The sequence below is a fragment of the Nonomuraea sp. NPDC049378 genome, from assembly GCF_055586745.1.
The window spans coordinates 35,262-57,209 of record NZ_JBVJHP010000028.1; the positions used below are offsets into that span (position 1 = coordinate 35,262).

The window sequence follows — 21,948 nt, forward strand, 5'->3', positions numbered from 1 at the left end:
GGCGGCCGTCAGGTGACGGTCTTGGGGCACACGGTGCCCCGCGCGGGAAGGCGCAGGCTGATCAGGTAGCGGTTGACGTGGCCGATGATGCAGGAGTTCCCGGCGTTGTAGAGGCCGTGGCCGTGTCCCTGGTACTGGACCGCCGCCGAGCCCGGTACCCGCCGTACGATGTCCGCGCTCCTGCCGTAGTCCGTCCAGGAGCCGACACCCAGGTAGGGCGGCAGTTCCTCGGCGGGCAGCGGCCCGGGCGGATTGGTCACGGGGGTCGGCCAGCCGACACAGCCGAGCGGGTGCCAGAGCTCGGTCCCGGCGATGTTGGGCAGCAGGCGCTCACCTTCGCGGCGCCTCTGCCGGTACTCCTCGTAGTCGCGGAAGACGATGCCGTCGAGGCAGTGGGTCATGTTCATCCCGGTGGACGAGGGCACCTTCGGGCTTTTCCTGGCCTGCCGGACGTAGTCGGCGAACCCTGAGGCGTCACCGTCGACGGCCCGCTCGATCGCCTCCGCAAGCTCCGTCCATCGGGGGAGGTCGGGCTCCTGACCTGGCGAGATGATGCTGGGGGCGGCGGCCTCCTTGATGTCGAACCCGCTGTAGGCGGCCGCCGGCGATTCGCCTTTGACCGGCACCGGGACACGGTCGGCCCGCGCCACCAGCGCCCTCCAGACCTCGCCGACGTCCTGGCCGTGCAGCGCGCAGGTGGTGTTCGCCGCGCACCAGGCGGCGAAGCGGGCGAAGGACTCCTCATGGGAGAGCCTGCTCTGCGCACGGTGCTCGTACGGGTTGACCGCGCCGTCGAACACCATCGCGCGCACCCGGCCGGGGAACAGCCGGGAGTATTCGATTCCGGGTCTGCCGCCGTAGGAGTTGGCGATGAAGCTCAGCTTCTCCTCTCCCAGAGCGACGCGGATCGCCTCCATGTCCCGCGCAACGGAGGCGGAATCCATGTGGTCGAAGAACTCGGGGTCGGCGCCGCGGCATCGCTGCGCCGCCGCCCGGTTGCGCCTGCCCAGCTCGGCGTACTCGGCGCGGGTGTCGGGCCAGGTGATCCACGGGCCGGAGAACAGGCAGTCGAACGACAGCACGCCCTTGTCGACGGTGTTGCGGGGCTCGACGCTGACCACGTCGAAACGATCGCGCAGTTCGGCGAAGCTGCCCGCGTTCCTGCTCAGATCCTCAACGCCCGAGCCGCCCGGCCCGCCGGGGATCGCGAACACCGTGCCCATCCTGCGTTGGGCGCCGGTGGCCGGCAGCAGCCCGACGGTCAGGTCGATCTTCCGCCCGGACGGCTCGGCCCAGTTCACGGGCACCTTGATCGAGGCGCAGCGCATCTCCTTGACGAGGGTCCTGTCCGCGCAGTCCGCCCAGGCCATCGTCGATGCGGGGTCCGGCGAGCTCGCCGCGGCGGCAGGCACAGCCGAGACCAGGACGGCTGCGGCAGCGCCGATCGCCAGCACCTTGATCCGGCGCCCGGCCATCGTGATCACTGTGGCGCCCGCCGTCAGCGCGGCGAACACGTACGCCACCAGCAGCCCCGCCGCCGCGGCGGGGGGCAGGATGCCGCCGCCGACCCCCGCGATCTGGAGCGGCAGGTTCTCGATCATGAAGGAGCCGGCCTGCGCGCGCAGCGGCATGGGCAGCGTCTTGGCCACCACCGGCAGCACCACGATGATCACGGCCAGCACGACCAGAGCGCCGGGGGTGGAGCGGACGGCGGCCCCGACGCCGAGCCCGATCAGGGCGACCGCGGCCATCGACAGCCCGGCGACGATCACCGAGGCGAGCACGCCCGGATCTGACAGCGGCGTGCCCAGCGTCACCCCTTCGCGGAGAGCAGCTGCCCGGCCCGGTCGCCGAGCGCCGCCATGGAGGCCGCGTGCATGACGAACGCCAGAACCTGGCCGGCCACCAGCGCGACCGCGGCCAGGCCGGGAATCTTGGCCAGCAGGAGCACCCGCCTGCGTGGCACGGCCACCAGGCTCGTCTGGATCATTCCGGTGCTGTGTTCCGAGGTGATCGCCAGCGCGCCCAGCACGGCGAACACGAAGTAGGCGACCGCGATCCCGTTGCCGATGCCGTCCCCGTTGCCGGGGAAGGCCATCTTCTCGTCCAGCGTCTGGCCGTCGAACCCGCGGCCGATCATGAACGCGATCCCGGCGCAGGCCAGGACGGCCGCCACCGAGCAGGCCAGCACGTAGACGTTCGAGCGGAGCGTGCGGAGCTTCATCCACTCGGAAGCGATCACGTCGATCACCGCACGGCCTCCTTCTGAGTGCTCCCGCTCTCGCTTCTGAACGCGGTGCTGTCCTCCGTGAGCCGCATGAACGCCTCCTCCAGGGACGCGGCGCGCGGAGACAGCTCCACCAGCGCGATCCCCGCGGACAGCGCCAGCGCGCCGATCTCGGCCGCGTCCAGCCCATGGACGGACAGAGCAACGGCCCGGGCGCCGTCGTCCTCGGCCACCACCGTCGCCCCGTGCCCGCGCATGATGGCGGTGAGCTGCTCCGGGTGACGCGTGCGGACCAGCACGTCGCCCTCGAAATGCCCGGCCAGGGCGTTCATGCCGGTGTCAGCGATCAGCCGGCCCCGTCCGATGACGATGACGTGGTCGGCGGTGAATGCCATCTCGTTCATCAGATGGCTGGACAGCAGCACGGTACGGCCCTCGTCCGCCAGCGAACGCAGCAGGCCGCGCAGCCAGCGGATGCCCTCGGGGTCCAGTCCGTTCAGCGGCTCGTCGAACATCAGCACCGCCGGGTCCCCGAGCAGCGCCGCCGCGATGCCCAGTCGCTGCTTCATGCCGAGGGAGAAGCCGCCGATCCTCTTGCCTGCGACGTCGGTCAGGCCGGCCTGGTCGAGGACGGCGGTCACACGGGCGCGGCCGATGCCGTTGCTGCGCGCGAGGCAGCCGATATGGTCGCGGGCCGAGCGGCCGCCGTGCACCGCCCCGGCGTTCAGCAGCGCCCCCATCGTGCGCATGGGCCGGCGCAGCGACGCGTACGGTCGCCCGTCCACCAGCGCCTCACCCGAGGAGGGGACCTCCAGCCCGAGTACGGCCCGCATGGTCGTGGACTTGCCGGCTCCGTTCGGTCCCAGGAACCCGGTCACCAGCCCCGGTTTCACCGTGCAGGTCAGGTCGTCCACGGCGAGCGTGCGGCCGTACCGCATGCTCAGTCCCCTCACTTCGATCACGTCCCGCTCTCCTTCGCCTGGCCGGGCACGATCAGCTCGCTCTGATCGGGCCTGTCCAGCCTCGCGGTCACGAGGGCCTGCCTCCATGGGTGCCGGTCCACCTCCCGGGGTGGAAAATCGCCACCCCGGGAGGTGGACCCAGCCCCACTGCCCTGAGCACGTGACCAGCGTTCCGCCCGAGCCTCGAAGGCTCCGGGTCAGCCGGTGGCGAGGGAACCGGTGATCGACGCCCGGGCGGCCCGGCGGGCCGGCAGGACCGCCGCCAGCACCGCGGCCACGCCGGAGAGCACCACGAACAGCACGATCTGCGCGACCGGCACCGAGAAGACGGCGCCGTCCAGCATGGCCATGATCGCGGCCCACCCGAAGGCGCCTCCGAGCACGACGCCCACCAGCGCCCCGATCAGCCCGAGCACCAGCGCCTCGACCGACAACATCCCGCGCAGTTGCCGCCGGGTCAGGCCCAGCGCCCGCAGCAGCGCCGACTCCCTGGTGCGCTCGTGCACCGACAGCGAGAGCGTGTTGGCGATGCCCAGCAGCGAGATCAGGATCGCCAGTCCCAGCAGCCCGGTGATGATCATGAGAAGCATGTCCAGCGTCTCGTCGAACTGGCCGCGTACCTCCGTCGAGCTCGACACCTTCACGCTCGGATAGGGAGCCGCGGCCGCGTCGACGACCTCGCGCGCGCGGTCGGGAGGCACGCCGTCACCGATGCGGATCATCACCCGCGCGTCGGGCACCGCCCCGAAGTAGGTGTCGAAGGCGGTCTCCGCCACGGTGACCGGCGGCAGCGCCGACTGGTTCCCGTCGAGCAGCGCGACCACCTCCAGCGGCACCGTCCCGGCCCGCGCGGTCCTGAGCCGCACCGAGTCGCCGACCCGCACGCCCAGGCCCTCGGCCTCGCTGTCCCGCAGCGCCACCCGGCCCGCGCCGAAACCCGCCATGGAACCGGCGGTGACGTAGGGCTCGACGGGTCCGCGGAACGTGCCGGTGATCACGTGCCGGCCGCCGATCGTGGCTTCGGCCTGGCGGATCTGCACCACGGAGGCCAGCTCCGGCGCGTCCCGCAGGCTCTCGGCGACGGTCCTCGGGACGACGGAGTCGCGGGATTGGTCCATCAGCACGTAGTCGGTGGGGAACTGCTCGTCGAGCTTGGCCGTCATCGTCAGCCTGGTGGACGCGGTGACCACCGAGATCAGCGTCATGAGCGTCACCCCGATCGTCAGGGCGACCGTGGTGGTCGCGGCCCGCTTCGGGTTGCGTCCCGAGTTGCCGACGGCCAGGCGGCCCGGCACCCCGAACAGCCTGCCGGGGATCCAGCCGACCAGCGCGCTCAGCGGCCTGACCAGCACCGGGCCGAAGATCAGCACTGCCAGGAACGTCAGCGTGCCCCCGGCCATCACGACGAGCAGCGAGATCTCCCGGCCGGGTTCGAGCACGAACACGCCGACGGCGGTGGTGCCGAGCCCGGCCACCAGGAAGAAGGCGGCGAAGAGCCCGCGCGGCAGGCCCGCGCGGAACGTCTGCTCCTCGGCCTGGCTGCGCAGCGCCGCGACCGGCGGGACACGGGTCGCGGACCTGGCGGGCAGCAGGGCCGCGCACACCGTGACCGCGAGGCCGACGGCCAGCCCTGCCGCCGTGGTGACCGGTGAGAGCGTGACGGCTGCGTCGGTGGGCAGCGGGGCGTCGACCGCGGCCAGCACCGTCAGCGTGAGCGCGGCCAGATCGTATCCGAGCAGCAGCCCCAGCGCGGAGGCGAGCGCGCCCACGACGGCCGACTCCAGCAGGATCGAGCCGAACACCTGCCCCCGCGTGGCGCCGATGCACCGCAGCAGCGCCATCTCCCTGGTGCGCTGGGCGACGAGGATGGTGAACGTGTTGTAGATGACCAGGGCCGCCACCATCATGGCCACGGCCCCGAACAGCAGCAGGCCCAGCGCGAACATCCGTGTCTCGACCCCGGCCGCCCTGGCCAGGTCGGCGGCCAGCTCGTCGCCGGTCTTGACGGTGTACGCGCCGCCGGCGGCCGCCGTGACGGCCTGCTTCAGCCCGGGGGCCGAGCCCGCGACGTCGATCTCGCGGTAGCCCCTGGCACCCGTCATGCGCTGCGCGGTGGCCGTGGTGAAGCCGACCGCGCCGGTGAAGGAGAGGTCCTGGTCGAGGCCGGTGTCGAGGAGGCCCACGAGCCTGAACCGGTGCTCTGCCTTCCCGGCGTCGAGCACGGTGATGGTCTCGCCGAGCCGGAAGCCCTGGGCCCTGGCGGTGTTCTCGTCGAGCACGGCGGCCCGGTCGTCGGTGCCGGGCCCGGTGCCGGCGACGATGTCGGCGCGGTCCAGCGGGCCGGTGACGATCGAGATCGCCGTGGTGGGGAGGTCGCCGACGGTCTTGCCGTCCTTGCCGAGCAGCGGCGCGGCACCGCGGACCAGGCCCTGCGCCTCCGTCACGCCGTCGAGGGCGCGGATCCGCTCCAGCACGCGCTCGGGCAGCACGGAGCCGGGGCCCTCGGGCAGGACGGCGACGTCCACCTTGCCCGCGTCGGCGGTGACCCGCTGGGCGAATCCCGCCTCGACGGTGTCGTTCAGCACGAACGTGCCCGCGATGAACCCCACGCCCAGCATGATCGCCAGCGACGTGAGCAGCAGCCGGAGCGTGTGGGCGCGCAGCCCGGCCAGAGCCGTCCTCAGCACCTCACGCCTCCAGTTTCACGAGCGTGTCCAGCACGGTCTGCGGCGTCGGCGCGGCGATCTCGGTGACCAGCTCGCCGTCGCGCAGGAACACCACGCGGTCGGCGTACGACGCCGCGACCGGGTCGTGCGTGACCATGACGATGGTCTGGCCCAGCTCGCGCACCGACGTGCGCAGGAACGACAGGATCTCGGCGCCGCCGCGGGAGTCCAGGTTCCCCGTCGGCTCGTCGGCGAAGATCACCTGCGGCTTGCTGATGAGCGCCCTGGCCACGGCCACGCGCTGCTGCTGGCCGCCGGACAGCTCGGTCGGCCGGTGCGAGAGCCGGTCCGTCAGCCCGACGGTCTCGATGACCCGGTCGAACAGCGCCTCATCGGCCTGGCGGGCGGCGATCTCCAGGGGCAGGCGGATGTTCTGCTCCGCGGTCAGCGTCGGCAGCAGGTTGAACGCCTGGAAGACGAACCCGATCCGCTCGCGGCGCAGCAGGGTGAGCTGCCGGTCCGACAGCCCGGTCAGCTCCACGTCGCCGAGGTGCACGGTGCCCGACGTGGCCGTGTCGAGACCGGCCAGGCAGTGCATCAGCGTGGACTTGCCCGAGCCCGACGGGCCCATGATGGCGGTGAACGCCCCGGTGGCGAAGGCCACGCTCACCTCGCGCAGGGCGTGCACCCGGGCGTCGCCCTGGCCGTACACCTTGGTCAGCTCCGTGGCCACGACAGCGGTCGCGGCTCGGCGTTCGGTGAGCGTCACCTTCACTCCTTCTCCCTGGGGGCGCGGGCTTCAACGCGACCAACGCTAGGGGCGGAGATTCCGGGATCCATGGGCCCTGAGGAGGGACTTCAGGTGCGCCCCCGGATGACCCCGGTCAGCCTTTCGGCCGATGGGAGGGCACCACCAGCCCGGCCTCGTACGCGTACACCACCACCTGCGCCCGATCCCGCAGGCCCAGCTTGGCCAGCACCCGGCCCAGGTGCGTCTTCACCGTCGCCTCCGCGACCTCCAGCCCGGCCGCGATCTCCCCGTTGGACAGGCCGCGCGCCACCATGAGCAGCACCTCGCGCTCGCGCGGCGTCAGGTCGTCCGCCGCCGCCGGCGCCTGGCCGGGGAGCTGGGCGGCGAACGTGTCCAGCATCCGGCGCAAGGTGCGCGGCGACACCGCGGCGTCGCCCGCGTGCACGAGCCTGATGGCGTTGACCAGGTCGGCCGGCGGCACATCCTTCAGCAGGAACCCGGCCGCGCCCGCCTTGATCGCCGCGAACGCGTACTCGTCGAGGTCGAACGTGGTGAGGATCAGCACCTTCGCCCCTTCGATCAGCCGGGTGGCCTCGACGCCGTCCATGCGGGGCATGCGCACGTCCATGAGCACGACGTCGACCTCGGTGGACTCGAGGACCTCCAGCGCGGTGACGCCGTCGCCGGCCTCCGCCACGACCTCGATGTCGGGCTGCGCCCCCAGCACCATCCTGAACCCGGCCCGCAGCAACTCCTGGTCGTCGACGAGCATCACGCGTATCACCCGGCCGCCTCCTCCTACGCCGCTTCCGCCATGGGCAACCGGGCCAGCACCTCGAAGCCGCCGCCCTGCAGCGGGCCGGCCGAAACCGCGCCGCCGTACATGGCGACGCGCTCGCGCATGCCGATCAGGCCGTGCCCGTCATGGCTCGTGGGCGCCGCCGCGCCCCGGCCGTCGTCGGTCACGCGTATGAGCAGGTCAGGGCCGGTGAAGTCGATCTCCACGTCCGCCCGCACGCCGGGTCCGCCGTGTTTGAGCGCGTTGGTCAGCGCCTCCTGCACGATGCGGTAGACCGCGAGTTGCCGGCCCTCGGGCAGGTCGGCGGGGCTCCCGCCGATGCGCAGCCGGGCGGGCACGGCCGATTCGCGCACCATCTTCTCCAACCCGTCCAGGCCGGGCTGCGGGGTGTAGTCGGTCGCCGCGCTCTCGTTCTCGCGCAGGACCCCGACCAGCTTGCGCATCTCGGCGAGGGCGGCCCTGCCGGTCCTGGAAATGGTCGTGACGGCCAGGCGGGCCTGCTCGGGATCGTGGTCGAGGGCGTAGCCCGCCCCGTCGGCCTGCACCACCATCACGCTGACGTTGTGCGCCACGACGTCGTGCAGTTCCCTGGCGATCCTGGCGCGCTCGGCGGCGGCCGCCATCCTGGCCTGCTGGTCCCGCTCGCGCTCGGCCCGCTCGGCGCGCTCCTCCAGCCCTTCGAGATAGTGCCTGCGCGTCCTGGCGTACAGGCCGGTCAGCCAGATCGTCACCACGAGGATCGAGCCGCTGAAGAACATGCCGAAGGTGGGCACCAGCCAGTTGACCAGGACCAGCAGCACCCCGACCTCCGACACGAGGAGCGCCGCCAGCGCCCAGCGGAACGAGCACCGGTAGGCCACGCCCCAGAGGGCGATCAGCACCGCCATGTTGGCGGGCATCGGGTCGACGTCGGCCACCCACTGGAAGAAGCTGGCCAGCGCGATGACCGCGAAGGACAGGCGTGGCCGGTCGCGCCACACCAGCGGCACGACCAGCGCCGCGGAGAAGCCCACGTACGAGATCACGCCGGGGTTGACGCCACCGCCCGGCGCCTCACGTCCCGCGTACAGCACCGCCGTGATGAGGCACAGCGCGCCGAGCGGCGCCACCCGCAGGACGGCGGCCAGCTTCTCGTGGCGCCTCGACCACGCCTGTACGCTTCCGAACACATCCTCAAGATATGTATCTATAGTGGGGTCTTGGTCAGCCTGGAGGGTGAAGTGTGCGTACGACCCAGGTCTGACGTGACCGTTCCCTTACGCCGGGCTTACAGGCGATCGGGCATTCTTGCTCATCGGGAGCGCCCCTTGTGGGTGAGTAAAGGGAGATCGTGATGGCGGATCATGATCAAGACGCCCGGGTCGCGCGGTGACGAAGAAACGCCGCGCGACCCAGTAGCCCCCGGCGCTCCGGAGCCTAACGGCGCACGTGCAGGCGGACCACCGTGCACATCTCGTCGTCGCGGATCTCGCGCCGGATGCGCCCCACGATGTCCTGGTCGAGCTTGCCCACCACCGCGCCCATGTCCGCCTCCGACGGGCAGGTCACGCTGATCCGCAGGCCGTCATCGCCGACCCGCACCTTGGTCTTGCCCAGGTTCTCCACGTTCTTCAGCCCGACGAACAACATGGCGGTGCCCGTGCCGTTGGGCGTGCCGCGACGGCCCCAGCCCAGGCAGAGCAGCAGCCAGCGCAGCGAGACCAGCGACAGGAGCAGCAGGGCGAAGGCCAGCAGCCACATGCTCCACGGCTCCTCGGCCAGCGTCCGGTGGAGCTGCGCCGGCAGGACCTTCCCCTTGGGCGGCAGCTCGGACAGGCGGCCCTCGCCGCGCAACCACGCGTACGCGCCCAGCCCGGCCAGCACGGTGCCGACGACGGCCAGCCCGACCCGGTTGCCGGCGTACTGCCGCATCACAGTGCCTTCCTGCGCAGCCGGACCACGACCTCGCCGGTGCCGAGCGTGCCCACACCCGCGAGCCGGTCGCCCACCGCGGTGCCGACCTGCCTGAGCATCGCCCCGGTGCTCTCGGCGTCGGTCACGACGGTGACCTCGATGGTGCGCCTGCGCAGGCGCACCCGGGCCTTGTCCACGCCCGCCACCTGCTGGGCCGCGGCGGCGAGCGTACGGCGCAGGCCCGGGCGGGTGATGCCGATGACGATCAGCGGGTCGGACGTCTCCACCGCGACCAGCCTGGAGGTGCCCGGCACGACGGCCAGCAGCACCATCAGCACGCCGGCGCCGCCCACGACCAGGGCGGCGGTGGACACCTTCGGCCACGCGGTCCTGCCCGCCAGCTCCACCACCTCGTTCACCGGCACCCAGCCGAGCGGCGCGCCGAGCAGTCCCGACACCAGCTCCGCCGTGGTCAGGCCCAGCCCCGCGGTCAGTGCGATCGCCACGACGGCCCCTGGGAGGGTCCTGGCCGGCCTGAGTGCCCTGTTCGCCCTGCGCAGTCCGGTGAGCCGCGGGGTGGCGGCGGCGCCGGGCAGTATCTGCTGAAGCGTGGTCATCACAAGGACAGAGGTACAGGGGAGCCGCATGGCCTGAACCGCGCCCTCGCCGCCGATTTGCCCGATCATTACGGGGACGAGGACTAATATGAAAGCCGCTCATATTCATTTGCCTGATATGTCGTTACGCTGCTGGTATGGATGCCCGCCAGCGCTATGATCGTGCCACCGCGGCGCTCGAGCCCCCGTTCGCGATCCTCGACCTGGCGGCCATGCGGGCCAACGCGGCCGACCTCGTCCGCCGGGCGGCGGGCAAGCCGATCCGGGTGGCGAGCAAATCGGTACGCAGCCGGCTGCTGCTCGAACGCGTCCTGGCCATGGACGGCTTCCAGGGCGTCATGGCCTTCACCCTGCCCGAGGCGCTGTGGCTGGCCCGGCACGGGTGCGCGGACGTCCTCGTCGCCTACCCGACGGCCGACCGGCACGCGCTCGCCGAACTGGCCGGGGACGCGGTCGCGGCCGGGCGCATCACCGTGACCGTCGACTCGCTCGCGCACCTCGACTTCATCGAGGCCGCCGTGGAAGGGGTGCGTCCCCGGGCCGAGCTCCGGATCTGCCTCGACATCGACGCCGGCTACGTCGCCCTGGGCGGGAGATTCCGGGCGGGAGCCCTGCGCTCCCCGATCCGCGAGCCCGAGCATGCCGCCGACCTGGCCGCCGCCATCGCCGAACGCCCCGGGCTCCGCCTGGCCGGGCTGCTGGCCTACGAGGCCCAGATCGCCGGAGTCGGCGACGACGCTCCGGGCAACGCCCTGCTCACCCGCGCCATCAGAGTCATGCAGGCGTGCTCCGCCCGGGAGCTCATCGTCAGGCGCGGCCGCGTCGTGAACGCCGTCCGCCGGGTCGCCGACCTCGAATTCGTCAACGGCGGCGGCACCGGCTCCATCGAGCGCACCGTACGCGAGAAGGCCGTCACGGAGGTGACGGCGGGATCCGGGCTCTTCCACCCGAGGTTGTTCGACTTCTACCGCGGCTTCACCGGCCATCCGGCGGCCCTGTTCGCCCTGCCGGTCGTACGCCGCCCGGCTCCGGACATCGCCACCGTGCTCGGGGGCGGCTATCCGGCCTCGGGGGCGGCGGGCGGGAGCCGCCTGCCGCAGCCCTACCTGCCGGCGGGGCTGCGCTTCTCCCCGGACGAAGGCGCGGGGGAGGTGCAGACGCCGCTGCTCGGCCAGGCCGCCGAGGACCTGCGGATCGGCGACCGGGTGTGGTTCAGGCACGCCAAGGCGGGCGAGATGTGCGAGCGGTTCGACACGCTCCACCTCGTCGACGGCGACACCCTGGACGGATCGGTGCCGACGTACAGAGGCGAGGGCAAGACCTTCCTCTGACCTCCGGCGCCACGCGCGCCGGGCGAGCCCGGGCGGCCTGCGGAGTGCCGGGCACGCCCGGCGTGCCCGGCCGGTGCACAGGAGCGTCAGGCGCGCCGCCGGCGGCGGCGCCAGAACACGAGGGCCGCCCCCACGACCAGCACCGCCCCGACCCCGATGAGGACGGGACTCAGGTCGGGCCGCTCATCGTCCCACGCCCGCTCGCCATCGTCGGCGTAGCCGGCCGGCCGCGGCGCCACCCCGAGCGCGTCGCCCACGGACGCCACGAAGTGCCCCGCCCTGCTCTTGACGTCGGTCACCGTGCGTTCGGCGACGCGCTTGGGGCTCACCCGGTCGGCAATGGCGTCGACCGTCTGCGCCAACTCGGCGCGCGTCCGCGCGATCCGCCGCTCCAGCTCGTCGGGATCGGTGTCAGCCATGGCTTCTCCTTTCGACCGTGCGTGGCCGCCCCCGCTTCGTGTGCCGTGCGGGCTGCGGCCGTAGTGGTCGTGATCAGTCTGTCAGGTCGGCGGGCCGTACGGCACGGCGGCCAGGCCGGTAGGTTTGCGGGAAGAACCGAGGAGGGCCCCATGACAGAGACCAAGCTCGCGCCCGGCGACGCCGCGCCCGAGTTCGTGCTACCCGCCGCCGACGGAACCACCGTTTCCCTCGGCGACCACCGCGGCAAGCGGGTGATCCTCTATTTCTACCCCGCCGCGATGACGCCCGGCTGCACCAAGCAGGCCTGCGATTTCCGTGACAACCTCAGCCAGTTGACCGCAGAGGGTTTCGTGGTCCTCGGCGTGTCGAAGGACAAACCGGAAAAGCTAGCCAAGTTCGTCGAGCGTGACGCGCTGACCTTCCCGCTGCTCTCCGATCCCGACCTCGTCGTGCACAAGGCGTACGCCGCCTATGGCCCCAAGAAGTTGTACGGCAAGGAGATCGTGGGGGTCATCCGCTCGACGTTCGTCATCGACGGCGACGGGAAGGTGGAGCAGGCGCTCTACAACGTGAAGGCGACGGGGCACGTGGCCTCGTTGAAGAAGAAGCTGGGCCTGGCCTGAGCCGGTTCGCGGGCCCGCGAAAAAGGGGCCGCGCCCTTCTCCGGGCCCTTCTCCGGGCGGCGTTCATCACGGATGCGCGTCGTCCTCACCCGGAGCGCTAAACTGTCCGAAGCCCGCTTTCGGCGGGGACTACGCGGGCGTGGCGAAATGGCATACGCGGCAGGTTTAGGTCTTGTTGGTGGAGACACCGTGGGGGTTCGAATCCCCCCGCCCGCACAAGCGAACGCCCATCGGGCCCTTCCTGCTAGCTTGCTATTTCTCCGTATTGGCCCGGCATTTTCGACCAACGCGACAATCGGCATCCACGTGCCCTCTAGCCGTAGTGGTAGCGGGCCTGCAGGATGACGATCTCGTCGCTCTCGGCGAGATACACCAGGTGATGCTCATCCGTGATACGTCGCGACCATGCGCCTGCCAACGCGTACTTGAGGGGCTCAGGTTTGCCGATGCCCTCGCACGGGTCGCGCAGAATGTCCTCGATGAGCTCGAGTCGATTACGGTACCACTCGATGGTGGTCAGCACTCGATCACGTTGACGGCCAGGCCGCCGCGTGAGGTCTCCTTGTACTTGTCCAGCATGTCGCGGCCGGTGTCGCGCATCGTCTTGATCGCCTTGTCCAGGGCCACGAAGTGGCGGCCGTCGCCGCGCAGGGCGATCCTGGCCGCCGTGATGGCCTTGTTGGAGGCGACCGCGTTCCGCTCGATGCACGGGATCTGCACCAGCCCGCCGATCGGGTCGCAGGTCAGCCCCAGGTTGTGCTCGATGCCGATCTCGGCGGCGTTCTCGACCTGCTCCGGGGTGCCTCCGAGCACCTCCGTGAGGCCCGCGGAGGCCATGGAGCAGGCGGAGCCGACCTCGCCCTGGCAGCCCACCTCGGCGCCCGAGATCGAGGCGTTCTCCTTGAACAGCACGCCGATCGCGCCGGCCGTGAGCAGGAAGCGGATCACGCCGTCCTCGTCCGCGTGGGGGACGAAACGGGTGTAGTACGTCAGGACCGCCGGGATGATGCCGGCGGCTCCGTTGGTGGGGGCGGTGACGACGCGGCCGCCGGCCGCGTTCTCCTCGTTGACCGCAAGCGCGAACAACGTCACCCAGTCCATGGCCTGCAGCGGGTCCTTCTCGGCCGGCTCGGACTGCAGGCGGCGGTGCAACTGGTTGGCGCGGCGCTTGACCTTGAGCCCGCCGGGCAGGACGCCCTCCTTCGAGATGCCCCGGCGCACGCACTCCGACATGACCTGCCAGAGGCGCAGCAGGCCCGCGCGGACCTCCTCCTCGGTGCGCCCGAACGCCTTCTCGTTCTCCAGCATGAGCGCGGACATCGACAGGCCGGTGTTCGTGCAGTGTTTGAGCAGCTCTTCCCCGGTGGTGAAGGGGTAGGGCAGGACGGTGTCGTCCGGCTTGATGCGGTCGGCGCCGGTGGCCTTCTCGTCCACGACGAAGCCGCCGCCGACCGAGAAGTAGGTCTTCTCCCTGAGCTGCTCGCCCGCCGCGTCGTAGGCGGTGAAGCGCATGCCGTTGGGGTGCTCGGGCAGCGAGATCTTGCGCTCGAAGACGAGGTCCCGGCCGACGACGAAGGGGATCTCGCGCGTGCCGTACAGCCGGACGCTGCCCGACTCGCGCATCTCGGCCAGACGCCCTTCGACGGTGTCGACGTCGACCAGTTCCGGCTTCTCGCCGGACAGGCCCAGCAGGACCGCCTTGTCGCTGCCGTGGCCCTTCCCGGTCAGGCCGAGCGAGCCGTACAGGATGGCCTCCACCCTGGCCACGCGCGGCAGCAGGCCGTCCTCATGCAGGCCGCGGGCGAACTTGTGGGCCGCTGCCATCGGGCCTCCCGTGTGGGAGCTCGACGGCCCGATACCGATCTTGAACAGGTCGAAGACGCTGATCGCCATTGATGATGCGCCCTTCATGAGTGCCGGGGCCCGGACGCGGGCCCCGGCGTCAGCCGATGAGGCCTGGCAGGGTCAGGACTCGCCCGAGGTGAGCGCGGCGTACTCCTCGGCGGAGAGCAGGTCCTCCGGGTCGCCCTCCATGCGCACCCGGAACATCCAGCCCTCGCCGTACGGGTCGCTGTTGGCCAGGCTCGGATCGTCCACGATGGCCTGGTTGACCTCGACGATCTCGCCGCCGACGGGCGTGTAGATCTCGCTGACCGACTTGGTCGACTCGACCTCGCCGACGGAGTCGCCCGGCTCGGTGACCGAACCGACCTCGGGGAGCTGCACGAAGACGACGTCACCAAGGGCGTCGGCGGCGTAGGCCGTGATGCCGACGCTCACGGTGAGGCCGTCCTCGACCCCGGAAACCCACTCGTGTTCCTTGGTGTAGCTCAGGTCGTCAGGGATGTTGCTCACTTGTTCCTCCTGTAAAAGGGCAGCTCGGCCAGGTCCATGGGTTCATGGCTGCCCCGGATGTCCACAGCCAGGCCTGAGTCGGCGCCGGTGTCCACGTAGGCCAGCGCGATGGGCTTGCCCAGGGTCTGGGAGGGCGCACCGCTGGTGACCTCGCCGACGACGGCGCCGTCCTTGGTGACCGGGTAGCCGTGGCGCGGCACCCGGCGGCCCCGGGCGACCAGACCGACGAGACGGCGCCGCGGCGGGTCGTCCTTGACCGCCTCGAGCGCCGACCTGCCGACGAAGTCGCCCGGCTTGTCGAATTTCACCACCCTGCCCAGCCCCGCGTCGAACGGGGTCAGCTCGGCGCTCAGCTCGTTGCCGTACAGGGGCATGCCGGCCTCGAGCCTGAGCGTGTCGCGGCTGGACAGTCCGGCGGGCTTGAGCCCGTACGGCTCGCCCGCGGTCACGAGCGCGTTCCAGAGCGGCACCGCGTCCTGGCCGGCCACGAACAGCTCGAACCCGTCCTCGCCGGTGTAGCCGGTGCGCGCGATGAGCGCCTGCCGCCCGTCGACGAGCCCGGGCAGGCCCGCGTAGTACTTGAGCCCGGCCAGGTCGGCGTCGGTGAGCGTGGCGAGGATCTCCTGGGAGCGGGGTCCCTGGACGGCGATCAGGGCGTACTGCTGCGAACGGTCGTCGACCACGGCGTCGTACGCCTTGGAGCGGTTCTCCAGCTCGTCGGCGACCTTCTCGTAGTTCGAGGCGTTCGCGACGACCATGAACTCCTCGTCCCCGAGCCGGTAGACGATGAGGTCGTCCAGCACCCCGCCCCGCTCGTTGACGATCATGGTGTACCTGGCTCGTCCGGGCGTCACGGCCGACATGTTGCCGACCAGCGCGTAGTCCAGGGCGGCGGCGGCCTGCGGCCCGGTCACGAAGATCTCGCCCATGTGCGAGAGGTCGAACAGCCCGGCGGCCTCGCGGACGGCCCTGTGCTCCGCGGACTCGCTCCCGTACCGGAGTGGCATGAGCCAGCCCGCGAAGTCGGTCAGCGTCGCGCCGAGGCTTTCGTGCACGTCTCGTAGCGGAGTAGGTCGGGACATTTATCGCACCTCAGGACAGGATTGGATGCCAGCATCCTCCCCCTCTGTCATCGATGCCTGAGAGCTTCGCCCGAGTTTTGCCGGACTTTCACCTTCGGCGAGACCCTGCGGGCCTGCTTTCCAGAGGTCACCTTCCGAGGAGACATGCTCCCGGTCAGCCGTGCGGTCCTTTGCCTTGAGAGGTTCGCGGGGAGGGCTTGCTCCTTCAGGGACCCTGACCGGCTGTCAGGGTGCTCTCCCGCACGGTTTGCTGGTGTGTCCCGCCAGCCTAGTAGTGATTTGGGGGTCTTGTCGCGTTCGCCGGTCAGCAGGCGGCCACCAGGGCCTCGAAGAGGGCGTGGTCCTCGGCCGCCTCCGGGTGCCACTGCGCCGCCACGGTGAACGGCCCCGAGTCCAGCTCCACCCCTTCGACGGTGCCGTCGGCGGCGGTCGCGGTCACGGTGAGGCCGGGGGCGAGCCGGTCGACGGCCTGGTGGTGATAGTGCGGCACCGTCACGGGCGCCGTGCCCAGCGCCTTGGCCAGGCGGGTGCCGGGGACGGGGGTGATGGGCAGGTGACCGAACCGTCCGGGCGCGGGGGAGTGACCCGGGTGGCCGACCACGTCGGGCAGGTGCTGGTGGAGGCTGCCGCCGAGAGCGACGTTGAGCACCTGGAGGCCCCGGCAGATGCCGAGGAAGGGCAGCCCGGCGTCGAGGGCGGCGGCCAGCACGGCGAACTCGGCCTGGTCGCGGAATTCGCGGATGTAGCCGGTACGCTCCGCCGGCGTCTCGCCGTACCTCGCCGGAGCGATGTCGCCGCCACCGGCCAGGACGAGCCCGTCCAGGCGGCTCACCACCTGCGCGGCGTCCCCCGCGGGCGGGAGCACGACCGGCTGGCCGCCGGCCCGGACGACCTGCTCGACGTACATGTACGGCAGGAGCGCGACCGGCATGTCCTGCCAGACCGTGAACGTCGCCGGCTCCACGTAACACGTGACCCCGATGACGGGACGTCGCACGATGACCCCCCTAGAGCGGCGTGACGTAGGCGCCGGAGATGCCGCCGTCCACCAGGAACTCGCTGCCCGTGATGAACGACGCGTCGTCGCTGGCCAGGAACGCGACCGCCGCCGCGATCTCCGACGCCTCGGCGAAGCGCCCGACCGGGACGTGCACCAGGCGCCGCTGCGCCCGCTCGGGGTCCTTCGCGAACAACTCCTGCAGCAGCGGCGTGTTCACCGGGCCCGGGCACAGCGCGTTCACCCGGATGCCCTCGCGCGCGAACTGCACGCCCAGCTCGCGCGACATCGCCAGCACCCCGCCCTTGGACGCCGTGTAGGAGATCTGCGAGGTCGCCGAGCCCATGACGGCCACGAACGACGCGGTGTTGATGATCGAGCCCCTGCCCTGCCGCCGCATGTACGGGATGGCGTGCTTGCAGCACAGGTAGACGCTGGTCAGGTTCACGTCCTGGACGCGGCGCCACGCGTCGATGCCGGTCTCCAGGATCGAGTCGTCGTCGGGCGGCGAGATGCCGGCGTTGTTGAAGGCGATGTCCACGCTGCCGTAGATGTCGAACGCCGTACGGAACATCCGGGCGACGTCGTCCTCGTCGGCCACGTCGACGCGTACGAAGAGGCCGCCGACCTCGTTCGCGGCCTTGACGCCCGCCTCCTCGTCGAGGTCGGCGCAGACCACCTTGGCGCCCTCGTCGGCGAACCTGCGCGCGGTGGCCAGCCCGATGCCGCCGCCCGCGCCGGTGATCACAGCCACCCGATCCTGCAATCTCTTCACGTGCTGCCTCACTCCCAGGAGATGAAGACGTTCTTGGTCTCCGTGAACGCCGCCAGGGCGTCGGGGCCGAGTTCCCGGCCCAGCCCTGACTGCTTGAAGCCGCCGAACGGGGTCCAGTAGCGGACCGACGCGTTGGAGTTGACCGACAGGGCGCCCGCCTCGACCGCTCTGGACACGCGGAGCGCGCGCCCGACGTCGCGGGTCCAGATGGAGCCGCTCAGCCCGTACGGGGTGTCGTTGGCGATGCGTACGGCGTCCGCCTCGTCCTCGAAGGGCGCCACCGACACGACCGGCCCGAAGATCTCCTCGGTGAACGCACGGTCGGTGACGTCCGGGGTGAGCACGGTCGGCGGGAACCAGTAGCCCTTGCCCTCGGGGCACGACCCCTGGAGGTAGGGGGCGCCGTCCTGGACGAAGCCGCGCACGCGGTCGAGGTGCTCGGCGCTGATCAGCGGGCCCATCTCGGTGCTCTCGTCGCGGGGGTCGCCGACGACGACGCCGCGCACGGCCTCGGAGAGGCGCTCCATGAAGGCGTCGTACACGCTTGACTGGACGAGCAGCCGGGACCTGGCGCAGCAGTCCTGTCCCGCGTTGTCGAAGACCGCGTAGGGGGCGGCTTGTGCCGCTCTGTCGAGATCGGCATCCGCGAAGATGATATTTGCGGACTTGCCGCCTAGCTCCAGCGTGACCCGCTTGACCTGGGCCGCCGCCTTGGCCGCGATCTCCTTGCCCACCTCGGTCGAGCCGGTGAACACGATCTTGGCCACGCCGGGGTGCTCCACCAGCCGGGCGCCCGCGACCTCCCCCGCCCCGGGCAGCACCTGGAGCACCCCCTCGGGCAGGCCCGCGGCCAGGGCCAGCTCCGCCAGCCTCAGCGCGGTCAGGGGAGTCCACTCGGCCGGCTTGACGATCACCGTGTTGCCGGCCGCCAGCGCCGGGGCCACCCCCCACGACATGATCAGCATCGGGAAGTTCCACGGCACGATGACGCCCACCACGCCCAGCGGCTCCTGGAAGGTGACGTCCACGCCGCCGGGCACCGGGATCTGCCTGCCGTGGTCGCGCTCGGGCGCCCCGGCGTAGAAGTGCAGCACGTCGCGTACGGCGCCGGCCTCCCAGCGGGAGTTGCCGATCGGGTGCCCGGCGTTGGCCATCTCCAGCCGCGCCAGCTCCTCGCTGTGCTCGCCCACCAGGTCGGCGAACCTCCTCAGCAGCCGTGCCCGATCGCCGGGCGCCACCTGCCGCCAGGCGGCGTACGCCTTCCCGGCGCGCTCCACCGCCCGGTCGACCTCGGCCGCGTCGGCCAGTTCGACGTCGGCGACGACGTCCTCCGTCGCCGGATTGACGATCTTCATCGGTCACCCGTCACATTCGCTCGAAACCACGGAACATCTCCCAGTCCGTCACCGCCGCGTCGAACGCCGCCAGCTCCACGCGCGCGTTGTTCGCGTAATGCTCGACGACCTCCTCGCCGAACGCCTCGCGGGCCAGCTTCGACCCCTCGAACAGGGGGAGCGCGTCCCGCAGCGTGTGCGGAACGGTCTCCGCGCCCGAGTCGTAGGCGTTGCCCTCGAACGCGTCCTCCAGCGGCAGCTCGTTGTCGATGCCGTGCAGCCCGGCCGCCACCATTCCCGCCACCGCGAGGTACGGGTTGACGTCACCGCCCGGCACGCGGTTCTCGATCCGCAGCGACGGCCCGTGCCCGACGAGCCTGAGCGCGCAGGTGCGGTTGTCGACGCCCCACTTGATCGCCGTGGGGGCGAAGCTGCCCGGCACGTAACGCTTGTAGGAGTTGATGTTGGGGGCGTACAGGAGGGTGAGCTCGCGCAGGCAGGCCTGCTGCCCGGCGATGAAGCGGGCGCCGAGCTGCGAGAGCCCGTAGGGCCCCGGCCCGGCCATGACGGGGTCGCCGTCGAGGCTCCTGAGCGAGATGTGGATGTGACAGGAGTTGCCCTCGCGCTCGTTCGGCTTGGCCATGAAGGTGATCGACCTGCCCTCCTGGGCGGCGATCTCCTTGGCGCCGTTCTTGTAGATGGCGTGGTTGTCGCAGGTCTTCAGCGCCTCGGCGTAGCGGAAGGCGATCTCGTGCTGGCCCAGGTTGCACTCGCCCTTCGCGGACTCGACGTAGAGCCCGGCGCCCTCCATGTCGCGCCTGATCCGCCGGAGGAGGGGCTCGATGCGGGCGGTGCCCAGCAGCGAGTAATCGACGTTGTAGAGGTTGGCGGGCGACATGTCGCGGTAGCCGCGCTGCCACGCCTGCTCGTAGGTGTCGTCGTAGACGCAGAACTCCAGCTCGGTGCCGACGTACGCGGCCAGCCCCCGCTCGGAGAGCCGGGCGAGCTGCCTGCGCAGGACCTGGCGGGGGGAGGGCGGCACGTCGCCGCCGTCCTCCCAGGTCAGGTCGGCCATCAGCAGGACGGTGCCCTCCTGCCACGGCACCCGGCGCAACGTCGTCAGGTCGGGTTTCATCACGAAGTCGCCGTAGCCGCGCTCCCAGGACGACATCGCGTAGCCGGCCACGGTGTTCATGTCCACGTCGACCGCGAGCAGGTAGTTGCACCCCTCGGAGCCGTGGTGCAGCACCTCGTCGAGGAAATAGCGTGCGGACAGCCTCTTGCCCTGCAACCTGCCCTGCATGTCGGCGATCGCGAGGAGCACGGTGTCGATCCGCCCGGACGCCACCTCGTCGCGCAGCTCGCTGACGGAAAGGTATCCGGTGCTCGCTCCATCGCTCACGCTACGCCGCTCCGATCTGCGCTGACACGCGTCCCCATTGATTGGGCTAGTCTTAGACCATTGATGTGTATGGCGGGATCCCTTGTCAAGACCTGAGGACACGTTGGACGAGTCGGCGCGTTTGATGACGGTGCTGCGCCCGGTCCGGGCCGGCAACGCCTTCGAGGAGACCGTGGAACGCCTGCTCCAGGCCATCAAGCTCGGCCTGGTCGCGCCGGGCGACAAGCTTCCCCCCGAGCGCGAGCTGGCCGTCAGGCTCGGCATCAGCAGGGTGACGCTGCGCGAGGCCATCCGGGCGCTGTCCGACGCGGGATACCTCGAGGTGCGCAGGGGCCGTTACGGCGGCGCGTTCGTCACGTACGCGCCGCCCGAGCCGGACGCCGGCCACCTGCGCGAGGCCGTCAAGGAGATGGGCATGGCCGACCTGTCGGACGCCCTCACGTTCCGCCTGGCGGTCGAGTGCGGGGCGGCCCAGGTGCTGGCGATGTCCCGGCCGGCGGAGGAGCAGCGGGCGGTGCTCGTACGCCGGCTCGCCGACGTGAACGAGGCCGGCCTCGACGACTACCGCCGGCTCGACACCGCCTTCCACCTGTCGATCGCCGAGCTGACGGGCTCGCCCCTGCTCGCCACGACCTGCGCGGACGCCCGCTCGCGGGTCAGCGACCTGCTCAACGCCATCCCCATGCTCCAGGTCAACCTCGACCACGCCGCCGTGCAGCACCAGGCCATCGTCGACGCCATCCTGGCGGGCGACCCCGACGCGGCCCGGCAGGCGGTGGCCGAACACCTGGAGGGCACGGCGGCCCTCCTGCGCGCGTTCCTGGCCTGAGGGCCGCCGGTTGCGCGCATAAAGGGCTCATCGGCTCGTAGCATCGTTTCCAGCATCATGGGGACCTGGTTTCAGCACACCATCATCGCCACAGGACGGCTGCCGCTGTTCTGCTACTTCGTCGCGCTCATCGTCGCCTTCATCGCCACGCGCATCAACGTCCGCCTGATCAGGGCGAAGATCGGCTGGTTCCGCAACGTCAGCGTGGGCGAGATGCACATCCACCACGTCGTGTTCGGCGTCGTGCTGATGATGGCCGGCGGGGTCGCCGGCCTCATCGTCCCGCCCGCCTCGCACGCGGGCACGGCGGCCGCGGCGTGCGTGTTCGGCATCGGATCGGCGCTGGTGCTGGACGAGTTCGCGCTGATCCTGCACCTGCACGACGTCTACTGGGAAGAGGAGGGGCGCACCTCGGTGGACGCCGTCTTCATCGCGGTCGCCGTCACCGGCCTGCTCCTCATGGGGTTGCGCCCGCTCACCTGGGACTACGGCACCCCGGTCAACCCCGCCGTGCTCATCATCGCCAACCTGGCGCTGGCCGTCGTCACCCTGCTCAAGGGCAAGATCTGGACCGGGATGGCGGGGCTGTTCATCCCGCCCATGCTGGTGGTGGGCGCGTTCCGCCTGGCGCGGCCGGGCTCGCCCTGGGCCCACTGGTTCTTCACCAGGCAGTCACCGCGCAAGATGGCCAAGGCGATCCACCGGGAGGAACGCTGGCGGCGGCCGGTGATCAAGGCGAAGATCGCCTTCCAGGAGTTCCTCTCAGGGCGGCACGATCTGCCGTCCACGCGGCGCGGGCGGTGGAACGCCTGAAACATGGAGCTTCCTTCCTTCCAGCGGCGTTTGCTCCAGGCCGTGTCACCCGTGTGTGAGACATACGGTCTG

General features: G+C 71.0%; 22 protein-coding genes, 1 tRNA gene and 2 riboswitches. Of the genes, 5 read left to right on the forward strand and 18 right to left on the reverse strand.

Annotated features, from left to right (window positions below; translation table 11 throughout):
* Positions 1–8: 8 nt before the first annotated feature.
* The 9 genes from ACZ6SA_RS42370 to ACZ6SA_RS42410 all read right to left on the reverse strand — a co-directional run bounded on the left by ACZ6SA_RS42370 (position 9) and on the right by ACZ6SA_RS42410 (position 9,915).
* Positions 9–1,817 carry an alpha/beta fold hydrolase gene (locus ACZ6SA_RS42370; protein WP_465834716.1) on the reverse strand — a complete coding sequence of 603 codons (1,809 nt, stop codon included), beginning with the start codon at positions 1,815–1,817 and terminating at the stop codon, positions 9–11.
* A complete protein-coding gene (locus ACZ6SA_RS42375; RefSeq protein WP_465834718.1) occupies positions 1,814–2,251 on the reverse strand; it encodes an ABC transporter permease in 438 nt (145 codons plus the stop codon). The genes ACZ6SA_RS42370 and ACZ6SA_RS42375 overlap by 4 nt, the downstream gene beginning before the upstream one ends.
* Complete coding sequence (locus ACZ6SA_RS42380; protein ID WP_347649821.1) at positions 2,248–3,189, reverse strand: ABC transporter ATP-binding protein; 942 nt, start codon at positions 3,187–3,189, stop codon at positions 2,248–2,250. The genes ACZ6SA_RS42375 and ACZ6SA_RS42380 overlap by 4 nt, the downstream gene beginning before the upstream one ends.
* Positions 3,190–3,386: 197 nt before the next feature.
* A complete protein-coding gene (locus ACZ6SA_RS42385) occupies positions 3,387–5,876 on the reverse strand; it encodes an ABC transporter permease (RefSeq protein ID WP_465834720.1) in 2,490 nt (829 codons plus the stop codon).
* A gap of 1 nt (position 5,877) precedes the next feature.
* Positions 5,878–6,624 (reverse strand): ABC transporter ATP-binding protein, encoded by a 747-nt coding sequence (locus tag ACZ6SA_RS42390; protein WP_347649823.1) that lies wholly within the window; start codon positions 6,622–6,624, stop codon positions 5,878–5,880.
* Positions 6,625–6,739: 115 nt separating this feature from the next.
* Positions 6,740–7,390 carry a response regulator transcription factor gene (locus tag ACZ6SA_RS42395; protein WP_347649824.1) on the reverse strand — a complete coding sequence of 217 codons (651 nt, stop codon included), beginning with the start codon at positions 7,388–7,390 and terminating at the stop codon, positions 6,740–6,742.
* A 14-nt stretch (positions 7,391–7,404) separates the two neighbouring features.
* On the reverse strand, positions 7,405–8,574 hold the full coding sequence (locus tag ACZ6SA_RS42400) for a sensor histidine kinase (protein WP_465834723.1): 1,170 nt from the start codon (positions 8,572–8,574) through the stop codon (positions 7,405–7,407).
* Positions 8,575–8,821: 247 nt separating this feature from the next.
* Positions 8,822–9,316 carry a hypothetical protein gene (locus tag ACZ6SA_RS42405; RefSeq protein ID WP_443155560.1) on the reverse strand — a complete coding sequence of 165 codons (495 nt, stop codon included), beginning with the start codon at positions 9,314–9,316 and terminating at the stop codon, positions 8,822–8,824.
* The gene (locus ACZ6SA_RS42410; RefSeq protein WP_347649827.1) at positions 9,316–9,915 is read right to left on the reverse strand and encodes a DUF6286 domain-containing protein; all 600 of its coding nucleotides are present in this window, start codon (positions 9,913–9,915) and stop codon (positions 9,316–9,318) included. The genes ACZ6SA_RS42405 and ACZ6SA_RS42410 overlap by 1 nt, the downstream gene beginning before the upstream one ends.
* Positions 9,916–10,052: 137 nt before the next feature.
* Between ACZ6SA_RS42410 and ACZ6SA_RS42415 the strand changes: the two genes are divergently transcribed.
* Complete coding sequence (locus ACZ6SA_RS42415) at positions 10,053–11,246, forward strand: amino acid deaminase/aldolase (RefSeq protein WP_465834726.1); 1,194 nt, start codon at positions 10,053–10,055, stop codon at positions 11,244–11,246.
* A gap of 86 nt (positions 11,247–11,332) precedes the next feature.
* Here the strand turns inward: ACZ6SA_RS42415 and ACZ6SA_RS42420 are convergent, their stop codons facing one another.
* Positions 11,333–11,665, reverse strand: coding sequence for a DUF3618 domain-containing protein (locus ACZ6SA_RS42420; protein WP_465834728.1), 333 nt, complete (start codon positions 11,663–11,665; stop codon positions 11,333–11,335).
* 150 nt (positions 11,666–11,815) lie between these two features.
* Here ACZ6SA_RS42420 and bcp point away from each other — a divergent pair, with 150 nt between their 5' ends.
* Together bcp and ACZ6SA_RS42430 are read left to right on the forward strand one after the other, a co-directional pair.
* Positions 11,816–12,289: a thioredoxin-dependent thiol peroxidase gene (bcp, locus tag ACZ6SA_RS42425; RefSeq protein ID WP_347649830.1), complete on the forward strand. Its 474-nt coding sequence runs from the start codon at positions 11,816–11,818 to the stop codon at positions 12,287–12,289.
* Between the two features lie 133 nt (positions 12,290–12,422).
* Positions 12,423–12,505 (forward strand) — tRNA-Leu (locus tag ACZ6SA_RS42430).
* Positions 12,506–12,602: 97 nt separating this feature from the next.
* On the opposite strand, the gene ACZ6SA_RS42435 is transcribed toward ACZ6SA_RS42430, so the two are convergent.
* From ACZ6SA_RS42435 to ACZ6SA_RS42470, 8 genes are all read right to left on the reverse strand, one after another.
* The gene (locus ACZ6SA_RS42435) at positions 12,603–12,812 is read right to left on the reverse strand and encodes a Txe/YoeB family addiction module toxin (protein WP_465834730.1); all 210 of its coding nucleotides are present in this window, start codon (positions 12,810–12,812) and stop codon (positions 12,603–12,605) included.
* Positions 12,806–14,182: an L-serine ammonia-lyase gene (locus ACZ6SA_RS42440; RefSeq protein ID WP_465834732.1), complete on the reverse strand. Its 1,377-nt coding sequence runs from the start codon at positions 14,180–14,182 to the stop codon at positions 12,806–12,808. The genes ACZ6SA_RS42435 and ACZ6SA_RS42440 overlap by 7 nt, the downstream gene beginning before the upstream one ends.
* A 72-nt stretch (positions 14,183–14,254) precedes the next feature.
* On the reverse strand, positions 14,255–14,644 hold the full coding sequence (gene gcvH / locus ACZ6SA_RS42445) for a glycine cleavage system protein GcvH (RefSeq protein ID WP_465834734.1): 390 nt from the start codon (positions 14,642–14,644) through the stop codon (positions 14,255–14,257).
* Positions 14,641–15,726 carry a glycine cleavage system aminomethyltransferase GcvT gene (gene gcvT / locus ACZ6SA_RS42450; RefSeq protein ID WP_347649835.1) on the reverse strand — a complete coding sequence of 362 codons (1,086 nt, stop codon included), beginning with the start codon at positions 15,724–15,726 and terminating at the stop codon, positions 14,641–14,643. The genes gcvH and gcvT overlap by 4 nt, the downstream gene beginning before the upstream one ends.
* Before the next feature lie 34 nt (positions 15,727–15,760).
* Positions 15,761–15,860: riboswitch (glycine riboswitch) on the reverse strand.
* 19 nt (positions 15,861–15,879) lie between these two features.
* A riboswitch (glycine riboswitch) is annotated at positions 15,880–15,977 on the reverse strand.
* Between the two features lie 53 nt (positions 15,978–16,030).
* Entirely contained in the window at positions 16,031–16,723 is a 693-nt protein-coding gene (locus ACZ6SA_RS42455) for a gamma-glutamyl-gamma-aminobutyrate hydrolase family protein (protein WP_465834737.1), read from the reverse strand.
* A 10-nt stretch (positions 16,724–16,733) separates the two neighbouring features.
* Positions 16,734–17,498, reverse strand: coding sequence for a 3-oxoacyl-ACP reductase (locus ACZ6SA_RS42460; RefSeq protein WP_465834739.1), 765 nt, complete (start codon positions 17,496–17,498; stop codon positions 16,734–16,736).
* 8 nt (positions 17,499–17,506) lie between these two features.
* On the reverse strand, positions 17,507–18,853 hold the full coding sequence (locus ACZ6SA_RS42465) for an aldehyde dehydrogenase family protein (RefSeq protein ID WP_465834741.1): 1,347 nt from the start codon (positions 18,851–18,853) through the stop codon (positions 17,507–17,509).
* 10 nt (positions 18,854–18,863) lie between these two features.
* On the reverse strand, positions 18,864–20,234 hold the full coding sequence (locus ACZ6SA_RS42470; protein ID WP_347649839.1) for a glutamine synthetase family protein: 1,371 nt from the start codon (positions 20,232–20,234) through the stop codon (positions 18,864–18,866).
* 124 nt (positions 20,235–20,358) lie between these two features.
* Between ACZ6SA_RS42470 and ACZ6SA_RS42475 the strand changes: the two genes are divergently transcribed.
* The gene (locus ACZ6SA_RS42475; protein ID WP_347649840.1) at positions 20,359–21,063 is read left to right on the forward strand and encodes a FadR/GntR family transcriptional regulator; all 705 of its coding nucleotides are present in this window, start codon (positions 20,359–20,361) and stop codon (positions 21,061–21,063) included.
* Between the two features lie 57 nt (positions 21,064–21,120).
* The gene (locus tag ACZ6SA_RS42480) at positions 21,121–21,876 is read left to right on the forward strand and encodes a hypothetical protein (RefSeq protein WP_347649841.1); all 756 of its coding nucleotides are present in this window, start codon (positions 21,121–21,123) and stop codon (positions 21,874–21,876) included.
* The last annotated feature ends 72 nt before the right edge of the window (positions 21,877–21,948 follow it).

What these genes read in the sequence shown, in the direction of transcription:
- ACZ6SA_RS42405 (WP_443155560.1), bottom strand. Translation starts at nt 9,316, where the DNA reads ATGCGGCAGTACGCCGGCAACCGGGTCGGGCTGGCCGTCGTCGGCACC.
- ACZ6SA_RS42410 (WP_347649827.1), bottom strand. Translation starts at nt 9,915, where the DNA reads ATGACCACGCTTCAGCAGATACTGCCCGGCGCCGCCGCCACCCCGCGG.
- ACZ6SA_RS42415 (WP_465834726.1), top strand. Translation starts at nt 10,053, where the DNA reads ATGGATGCCCGCCAGCGCTATGATCGTGCCACCGCGGCGCTCGAGCCC.
- ACZ6SA_RS42420 (WP_465834728.1), bottom strand. Translation starts at nt 11,665, where the DNA reads ATGGCTGACACCGATCCCGACGAGCTGGAGCGGCGGATCGCGCGGACG.
- bcp (WP_347649830.1), top strand. Translation starts at nt 11,816, where the DNA reads ATGACAGAGACCAAGCTCGCGCCCGGCGACGCCGCGCCCGAGTTCGTG.
- ACZ6SA_RS42440 (WP_465834732.1), bottom strand. Translation starts at nt 14,182, where the DNA reads ATGGCGATCAGCGTCTTCGACCTGTTCAAGATCGGTATCGGGCCGTCG.
- gcvT (WP_347649835.1), bottom strand. Translation starts at nt 15,726, where the DNA reads ATGTCCCGACCTACTCCGCTACGAGACGTGCACGAAAGCCTCGGCGCG.
- ACZ6SA_RS42465 (WP_465834741.1), bottom strand. Translation starts at nt 18,853, where the DNA reads ATGAAGATCGTCAATCCGGCGACGGAGGACGTCGTCGCCGACGTCGAA.
- ACZ6SA_RS42475 (WP_347649840.1), top strand. Translation starts at nt 20,359, where the DNA reads ATGACGGTGCTGCGCCCGGTCCGGGCCGGCAACGCCTTCGAGGAGACC.
- ACZ6SA_RS42480 (WP_347649841.1), top strand. Translation starts at nt 21,121, where the DNA reads ATGGGGACCTGGTTTCAGCACACCATCATCGCCACAGGACGGCTGCCG.